The sequence below is a fragment of the Streptomyces cellostaticus genome (assembly GCF_001513965.1).
Taxonomy (GTDB): domain Bacteria; phylum Actinomycetota; class Actinomycetes; order Streptomycetales; family Streptomycetaceae; genus Streptomyces; species Streptomyces cellostaticus.
In genome coordinates, this window is record NZ_KQ948064.1 from 24756 (window position 1) to 31334 (window position 6579).

General features: G+C 70.6%; 4 protein-coding genes. All 4 read left to right on the forward strand.

The genetic code is table 11. The annotated features are described in order from the left end of the window. Positions 1–88: 88 nt before the first annotated feature. On the forward strand, positions 89–823 hold the full coding sequence (locus tag AQI88_RS49225; protein ID WP_067010605.1) for a GbsR/MarR family transcriptional regulator: 735 nt from the start codon (positions 89–91) through the stop codon (positions 821–823). 1362 nt (positions 824–2185) lie between these two features. After that, positions 2186–4435 carry a telomere-associated protein Tap gene (tap, locus tag AQI88_RS40635; RefSeq protein WP_067010608.1) on the forward strand — a complete coding sequence of 750 codons (2250 nt, stop codon included), beginning with the start codon at positions 2186–2188 and terminating at the stop codon, positions 4433–4435. Positions 4436–4438: 3 nt separating this feature from the next. Next, positions 4439–4993 (forward strand): telomere-protecting terminal protein Tpg, encoded by a 555-nt coding sequence (tpg, locus tag AQI88_RS40640; RefSeq protein WP_067010610.1) that lies wholly within the window; start codon positions 4439–4441, stop codon positions 4991–4993. A gap of 795 nt (positions 4994–5788) precedes the next feature. Next, on the forward strand, positions 5789–6579 hold a 791-nt coding region (locus AQI88_RS40645; protein WP_244184598.1), incomplete at its 3' end, for an integrase catalytic domain-containing protein.

Below are 6579 nucleotides of genomic sequence, written 5' to 3' on the forward strand. Positions count from 1 at the left end.
CTAATGCAACAGCCTTCACCGTGTTCGTTGCAATGGATTGGGGGTGAACGCTATAGTGGAGACACCGGGGACCGTGAAGGAGGCTGTGATGCCGGGAGGCAGGCTCACTCAGCAGGAACGTCAGCAGATCGGGCTGGGGCTGGCCGACGGCCTTGCCTATGCGGAGATCGCCAGGCGTCTTGAGCGTCCGACGTCGACGGTCACGCGTGAGGTGATGCGCAACGGCGGTCCCGCCGCCTACCGTGCCGATCTCGCCCACCGTGCCACCGAGCACCGTGCCCACCGCCGCAGGCAGGCCGCGCCCCGGGGGCCGCAGGCGCCCGAGCAGGCCCACGGACGCGACGGGGAGGCGGTGCGCGCATACGAGGAGGCGTTCACGACCGTCCTGATGCAGGCGGGCACGCCCAGGATGATGGCCCGGGTACTGACCTGTCTCTATACCAGCGATGCGGGCAGCCTGACCGCGGCCGAACTCGTCACGCGTCTGCGGGTCAGCCCGGCGTCGATCTCCAAGGCGGTCGCGTTCCTGGAGAGCCAGGGTCTGGTCCGCCGGGAACGTGACGAACGCCGCCGTGAGCGCTACGTCGCCGACGACGACGTCTGGTACCAGTCCATGATCGCCAGCGCCCGTGGCACCGTCCAGGTCGCCGAGACCGCACGTCAGGGCGTCAGCATCCTCGGCCGCGGCACCCCGGCCGCCGCCCGGCTGGAGAACATCGCCCGCTTCCTCGACTTCGTCTCCGAGAGCATCACCCGCGCCGCGGACCAGGCCCGCGAAGTCCTCCACACGAAACCCGAAACGGCCTCGGGCGGCACTGTCTGAGCCACGTCCGGACCGCTGATGGACAGCCGTCCAGACGGTCACTGTCATGGGGCGAAGCCGGCTGTGTTCTGGGGGAAACCCATGGGTGTGCCTGACGGCTCCTGCCCTGAGGTACGCATCTATGGTCAGAGGGCCGGTTCATCGCCGGCATGACGGCCTGGAACAACTGAGCGGACAACCGGTGGGAGTTGATGTTCCGGCTCGTCGCCTCCACGGGGCACAACGCCGTCGTCCAGTCCGATGCCTCGCAGTACCGCGCCGTTCGGCGTCGACCGGACTGACGCCGTCCACCCCATGAACCTTAAGACTCCGCAAGCGGTGGCGACGCTGGTCGCCGGGTTCGTTCGAGCACTGCCCGGACAGGGAATCCGGCACTGTTCACGGACCCCGTGTCCGCCCGTTTTCCGGCCGCTCGCATGCGGGCCTGAAGAAGCCCCGTTGTCCTGTTCGTGCAGATCGATGGGGCTGTCTGCCGTGAATTCGCTGTCGGTGTAGGGGGGTTCGCGGACCGTGGAACCTCCGCAGAGTCCGAGCTGCTCTGCCGGCCCGGGTGCGGCAGCGGGGCGAGCAGTGCCGCGCCGGCCGCGGATGCTCCACCTCCACCGTCCAGCTGCCCCGCATGCCGGGCACCCGGCCCGCTCACCGGCTTGCACGCGACTACGACACCCGCCCGCACTGCTGCGGAGTCATCATCCACGTCGTGATGATCGATCTCACCAGCCGACGACCCACCCGTGAATCCACCCCGGACCGGCGCTGCGCCCTGGACCTGGAACCAGACACGACTGCTCTCGATCCGGTGGCCGGCTGCCCGGTGGGCACGTGCCGGGGCGCGGAAGCCGTCGGGTCGGCGAGCGCCGGCTCTACGAGGGCGTCGAAGCCCCGGGATGCGGATGTGTGCTTCGGCCGCGGCCTGCCGGCGGGCTGTGCCGGGGCCCGGCCGTCCGGGGGCCGGCTGCCCGCTGCCGAGGCGCCGGCGTGCCGGTGGGCCGGCTTGCCGAGGTCCCGGCCGGTGCGGACGGCGCCGCCGCGGCGGTCCGGGGCTGTCTGTGCGAGGCCGGCGTGCTGTGCCTTCCCCGTTCCCGGCAGGCCGTCTGCGGCGGCTGGCCGAAAACGGCTGTTGATGACGGCCGGTATCGCGGTGTGCCGCGGGCAGGACGACCCGGCCCGGAACTGCGGCGCTTTCCCGCTCATGCGGCAGGGCGGGCGCGGCGCCCGGTCCCGCCGGCGTCTTCTCCGGGGTGTGCCCGTACTGCTCTCCGTCAAGCCGGAACCACCCTGCCAGAACAACCGTATCGGGTTAAAGGAATGGGCTAAATTCAGGGGGTAGTGCTGTTAGGTTGGGGGTGGAGGTAGACGGATATGGCAACCGAGGAAGAGCTGTTCGCGTCGGTCGACGCGTTGCTGGAGGAGGAGCCGCAGCTGCCGTCCCCGGCGGAGCGTGCCCGGTTGCGTGAGGCCGCTGGTATCACTCAGGCCCGCCTGGCGCAGGCCTTGAAGTCGACGACGCAGACGGTGAAGAACTGGGAGAACGGCCGCAGCGAGCCGAAGCCGCCGCGTCTGGAGGCCTACCAGCGGCTGTTGAAAGGCTGGGCGGCGAAGTACCCCGCGCTCGGCGCTCCCGCTGTGGCGCCCGCCTCGCCCCCCTCGCCTCAGCCGGCTGCGCAGACGCTCACCGGCCCGGCCGCACCCGTGGCCGGGCCCCCCGCACCCGTGGCCGGGCCCCCCGCACCCGTGGCCGGGGCTCCTGCTTCCGTGGCTCCCGCTTCCGTGGCTCCCGCTTCCGGAGCCGGGACTGCCGCGCCGGTGGCCGGGCCCGCTGCCCCGGCCGCGCCCGAACGCCCGGCCCCTGCGGCCCCTCTGGCGCCTTTGGCCGCTCGCCGTCCGGTGGCATCCACGGTCTCGTCGCCTCCCCCGGCCGTGAAGAAGACGGCCCCTCCCGCGTTGGACCCGCGGTTCCCGCACGGTCCGCTCGCCGTGCTGGACGGCGACGGCTACGCGTACGGCGCCGACGGCATCGTGCTGGACTGCCCCGCCACCACAGTCCCGGAACTGGTGGAGTGGACGCTGCACGAGTCCGGTCTGGGCGCGCCGAAACTGCACCGCTACGGCAAGGACAGCGACCCGCTGATCGTGCTCACCGCCGCGGCCGCGGTGAGCCTCGGGCTCCCGGAACGCCTGGAGGGCCACGAGCAGCGCCGCTTGCTGCGCCTGCCCGAGGACCACCCGGTGGTCAAGCAGGTCACGAAGGCGAAATGGCAGCTCACACAGCGCGGGTTCGGCCCGTGGGCGCGGATCTACCGCAAGACCGCCGGCAGCCAGCGCCAGTGCGTGCAACTCGCGATCCTGTCCTGGGACGCCCTCGATGAGCGGTCCTGGCCCGGCGTCGCGCAGATGGAACCGGCCGGCATCGCCCGCGTCCTCGGCGTCTACGCCCAGCGGGTCATCACCCCGCGCGGGTCGACGGCCGTCTGCGGGCTGGAGCTGATGACCGCGCTGCGCCCGCCCACGAAGGCCGTCAAGGACCCGGCGACCGGCAACTGGGTGTCCGGCCACCACTCCGGCAGCCTCGGGACGGCGCCGATGGACCCGGCGCCGCCGGAGGCCACCCAGGAACACCCCGTGGTCGTCAACTCCGGCTGGACGGGCGGGTTCCTGAACGAGGAGGCGTACCAGTGGGTGCGGCCGGTGGACCTGCTGACCGATGAGGAATGCACGCTGCCCTACGCGGTCGGCCTGGACCTGAACACCGCGTTCCTCGCGGCCGCCGCCCGCCTGACGGTCGGCCTGTCGCAGCCGGTGCACTTCACGGGCCCGCAGTTCAACCCGAAGATCCCCGGCTCCTGGCTGGTCGATCTGAGCCATGTCGAGCTGGACCCGCGCCTGCCCAGCCCGTTCACACCGACCGGACAGCGCCCCACGGGCCCGGCCTGGTACCAGACACACACCGTCGCCTACGCCCAGGAACTCGGCTACAACGTCCAGCCGCTGGAGGCATACCTGCGCCGCGAGACCGGCGCCTACCTGGACCCCTGGCACGACCGGCTCAAGACCGCCTACGTCGACACCCTCGCCGACCTCGGCGTCACCAAGGACCTGGACGAGGGGCAGTTCCTCGCCGCGATGGAGCGGCACAAGGACACCGACTCGGCCCTGACAGCCGTACTGGCCGCAATCAAGGCCACGGTCAAGGGCGGCGTGGGCAAGCTGCGCGAACGCCCCCAGGGCAGGCACTACAAGGAGGGCGAGCGGTGGCCGGCCCTTCAGCGCCCGACCTGGCGCCCCGACATCCGCGCCGCCGTCATCTCCAAGGCCCGGGTCAACATGCACCGCAAGCTGCTGAACATGTCCCGGATGACGGGCCTGTACCCACTCGCCGTGCTCTCCGACTGCGTCGTCTACCCCTCGCCCGGCCCCTCGCCGCTGGACTTCCTGCCGTACGCGGCCTCCGGCAAGCCACAGCCCGGCGGCTTCCGCCTCGGGCCCACACCGGGCCTGGCGAAACTGGAAGGCGTCCAGTCCATGCTGTGGGCGGTCGACCTGATGGAGCAGGGCTTCAACCCGGCCCGCCACATCAAGGGCGGCGACGCCGTCCTGGACGAAGGAGAGTGACCCGTGGGGGACATCGACGACGCCCTGGAACGCGCCGACGAAGAGGCCTTCACCCGCGAGCCGCCCAAGTCCGTCCAGGCCCGCGTGAACTTCCTGCTGAGCAAGCTCAAGACCACGCGCGCCGTGGCAGAGCTCCTGAGGGTCAGCCAGCGCTCGGTGGAGCGCTACCGCAAAGGCGAGCGGAAGAAGCCGCCCAAGCCCATCGCCGACCGGATCGAGGCAGAAGTCCGCCGCCGGTGGCAGCCCCGGATCCGCAAGCAGCGCCGGCAACAGGCCGCCGCCACAACCGGGATCACCGTGGAAACCCGCGCCCGGTTCGGCTACACCGCACCCATCGGCACCACCGACGACCCACGGATGCGGAGGCTGACCGTGCACCTCCCGCCCGCGTACGCCCGCCGCCTGTTCGACGCCCAGCAACAGGGCGCCAACGACCAGCAGCTGCGCTCAATCGTCGCCGAAGGACTCCAGGAAATCTACTTCAAGGACAGCGGACACCGCGCCGACAACCTCGAAGTAGAACTCCAGGAAATCGACTATCTCGACGTCTCGTTCTAGGAACTCACGGAAAACCCGAGGGGTCAACTGACAGACAATGGAAGCGAGTCCGACGACCCCGAAGGCAAAGACTTCCCTTCCGCCCTCCACCTCACCAACCGGCCGACGCGACACCCATCCGTCCTGGACATCGTCTGGCACGGACAGCCACCCGCGCCAACGCCCCGTCCCCGGCATTCCAACCGCCAGGGACGGAGCCGTTTCGCCGGGGCAGGCCCGCAGAACACCGCACGCAGGCCGGTGACGGCCTCCCGCACCCCGTCCCCGTCCCCGTCCTCCAGACACGCGTCCATGAGCTTCCGCACAGCGGCGCCAAGCTCGGGATCATCGACACGCCCAGCGCCAGGCCGGCCGCGGCAACCTTGGCAGCACACGGTGCGAGAGCAGCAGCTACTTCGACGCTGCGCCGCTGCCACAGCTCGACCACCCCCGCCGACGGGACGAGGGCGGCCACCGCACCCTCCCAACCACCGCCCCGCGTACGCCAGGCGGACCAGAACTCGACCACGGCCACCCCGTGATGGGCGGCGTGTGGGTTGCAGTGGTTGGCGACAGGGCTTTCAGGGTGGGTTTTGCCTGGTGGGCGGGTTGTGGGGTGTCGTTTTTCTACTGAAGGCCGGTGTCGTTTCCCGCTGAAGGTCTGCTGTCGCGTGTGTGTGCTTGCCGTGCGGGGGCTGACTGTTGGGTCTGCTGGGCCGTCACTCGTTGGTGGGATGCGGTCCGGTGTGTCGGAGTGAGGTGCGCGGCCGTGGACAGCGTTTCCGAGGCGGGGATACGCGTCTGCGGGAGGGGCTGATGACTGAACACGGTCCCGGTGGCTTTACCGAGTGGGTGGTGCCGGCTGTCGCGGGGCGGGAGGCGGCGGTCACGCGCCTGATGGCCCTCGATGGTCGCGGCGAACTCGGTTCTGCACATGTGCGGTTGACTGCTGCGGCTTTGGACGTGTCCGAGCGGACGGTGTGGAACTGGTTGTCGGTGGCCCGGCGTGAGGGGCGCCTGGCGGCGCGGACGCCCGAGCGGGCCGTGGTGAGTGCGGATTTCCGCGAGCGTCTGGCGGTGTGGGGCGGGAATGTGGCCGCGGTGCACCGGGAACTGCTCGCCGAGGCGGTGAAGGCCGGTGTCGCGGACTCGGTTCCTTCTCTTCGTACTCTGCAGCGCGCTGTACGGCTGGACTTGTCGGCGGGGGAGCGGGCGGGCCTGAAGGGGGGTGAGGCTGCCAGGCGCCGGTATGACGTGTACGGCAAGCGCCCGCGGACTCATCGCAACGCCTGCTGGGAGGGTGATCACAAGCGGATCCCGGTGCGCGTGGATCTCGAAGGTTCCGCGGTGTGTCCGTGGGTGACGTGGTTCATCGATGTCGCGACGAAGGTGATCGTGGGGGTCGCGGTTACTCCGCATCAGCCGGCCCGGGACGCGGTGTTGGCCGCGCTGCGCACGGGGATCAGCAGGCGGGATCCGTACGGCCCGTTCGGCGGCCTGCCCGGGGTGGTTCGCGTCGACCGGGGCAAGGAGTTCCTGTGTAAGACGGTGGAGCGTGCTCTGGGCGCCTTCGCGGTCCCGGTGGATGATCTGCCGGCGTACAAGCC

What these genes read in the sequence shown, in the direction of transcription:
- AQI88_RS49225 (WP_067010605.1), top strand. Translation starts at nt 89, where the DNA reads ATGCCGGGAGGCAGGCTCACTCAGCAGGAACGTCAGCAGATCGGGCTG.
- tap (WP_067010608.1), top strand. Translation starts at nt 2,186, where the DNA reads ATGGCAACCGAGGAAGAGCTGTTCGCGTCGGTCGACGCGTTGCTGGAG.